This is a genomic window from Photobacterium sp. SP02, assembly GCF_038519165.1.
Lineage (GTDB): Bacteria > Pseudomonadota > Gammaproteobacteria > Enterobacterales > Vibrionaceae > Photobacterium > Photobacterium halotolerans.
This window is the reverse complement of sequence record NZ_JASJOJ010000139.1, coordinates 1-1,276: the sequence shown is the minus strand read 5'-3', so window position 1 is coordinate 1,276 and position 1,276 is coordinate 1. Positions and strand designations below refer to the sequence as shown.

Sequence of the window (1,276 nt, the reverse complement as noted above, 5' to 3'; positions counted from 1 at the left end):
CAGACCCGCTGAACTATACGGATTCGACAGGGTTAATCATTGACACTGTCGCTGACATCGGGTTTATTGGCTATGATTTATATCGGATTTTAACGGACAATGTTCTTGGCGACTGCGGCAACTTAGGCAGTAACCTAACAGCACTGGGGGCTGATTTAGCCGGGTTAGCAATACCCGGTGCAACGGGGCTGGGTGCTGCGAGTCGGGTTGCAAAGGGCGCAGACAAAGGTGGACTGAACCTTTTCAAATGGGGTAAAGAATCTACGACGAAAGCTGATGGCTGGAAGGACGGAGATTTTATGCTCCACTTGCCTGACAAAGGCAGTGCTAAAGCAAATTGGAAACAGAACTCAGGTCATTTACGTGAGCAGATGAATAAGGGAAATCCAATTTATGATTCATACCGTGACCCTAAAACTGGCCAGCAGATAGATACAGGTGGCTTCTTAAATGCCGAGCGCAAATTATTAGAGTCGCGTGGTTGGCAATACAACTCATCAACAGGAGCTTACCATCCACCCAATTAATTGGGCGGATGGTAATTGCTATTTGGGGATTAAGATGAGCACTAATGATTTTGAAAGTTTGGTTCAGAAAGGTTTTTCGTTCCTTGTTTCTGATTACCATTTTCGCTGTGTTGAAGTTACGAACCATGTAGTTCGTTTTGAAAGTGATAAGGTGTTTGTGGATGTGCGTTATGATGCATACCGTTCGTATGAACTCGATGTTGAAATTGGTGAGCTGAATGTTCTGTATGGTGGGCAAGAGCGGCCATTTAATATGGGAGAGATTCTTAGACTGGAGGGTGTGGCCGAAAAAGAAAGGTATACCTTTTTCCAGGCCAGCACTCCTTCCGTACTGGCTAACTGTGTTGCCAAACTGTCGTCGTTATTGTCTACCTATGCAGTTGAGTTATTGCAACATAATGAGTTCGTTTTTAAACGCCTATCGGGTTTAAGAGAAAGAGAGTGTGACCAGTATGAGTTGAAAAGCAAGCTGGCGCATATCAGAAGAGAAGTACAAATTGCTTGGAAAAATAAAGATTACGCCAAAGTTGCTACGCTGTATAAACCGGTAGAATCTTCTATCAGTGATGCAGAGAAAAAGAAACTTGCATTTGCTGAGAAGCAAGTAAAATGACAAGGCCTGCTTTAGCGAGCAAATAAGGGAGGCCACTCTGCAATATGTACTACCGAAAGAAAACTGATCTGATCCACTAACTCTGGACACTTAGCTAAGCACTGTTCTTCAATTCAAAATTCTCAGGGCTGAGATA

General features: G+C 43.7%; 2 protein-coding genes. Both read left to right on the top strand.

Annotation, left to right across the window (positions count from 1 at the left end):
• A partial coding sequence (locus P0Y67_RS22615) for a hypothetical protein (RefSeq protein WP_342393693.1) occupies positions 1 to 527 on the top strand: 527 nt, incomplete at its 5' end.
• A 34-nt stretch (positions 528 to 561) separates the two neighbouring features.
• The gene (locus P0Y67_RS22610; RefSeq protein WP_342393692.1) at positions 562 to 1,140 is read left to right on the top strand and encodes a hypothetical protein; all 579 of its coding nucleotides are present in this window, start codon (positions 562 to 564) and stop codon (positions 1,138 to 1,140) included.
• Positions 1,141 to 1,276: the final 136 nt, after the last annotated feature.